The organism is Parvimonas sp. M20 (genome assembly GCF_035282425.1).
Lineage (GTDB): Bacteria > Bacillota > Clostridia > Tissierellales > Peptoniphilaceae > Parvimonas.
This window is the reverse complement of sequence record NZ_JAYKBQ010000137.1, coordinates 1-279: the sequence shown is the minus strand read 5'-3', so window position 1 is coordinate 279 and position 279 is coordinate 1. Positions and strand designations below refer to the sequence as shown.

Here is a 279-nt window from a genome sequence, read left to right as displayed (position 1 = left end):
ATACTGTTTTTCATTTTAATGCGCTGTCATCCCAACGAGCCGAAGGCGAGGAGAAACCTTACACCCCAAACCATGAACCTTATACCTATACCGTAGAAGGTGATTGGAGCGGTGCTGCCTTTTTATTGGTAGCGGGTGCTATTGCAGGGGATATTGTGGTAGCCGGTCTGGATGTTTTTTCAACCCAGGCAGATAAAGCGATTTTACAAGCATTGAGTGATGCGGGTGCCGGATTATCTGTACAGGAGAAGCAAATTGAAATTAGAAACTTGCCTTTAA

1 pseudogene is annotated in these 279 nt (G+C 44.8%); it reads left to right on the top strand.

Going from position 1 to position 279, the window contains the following annotated elements:
* Positions 1-279: pseudogene (locus VJI93_RS08730) on the top strand (hypothetical protein); the annotation flags it as partial.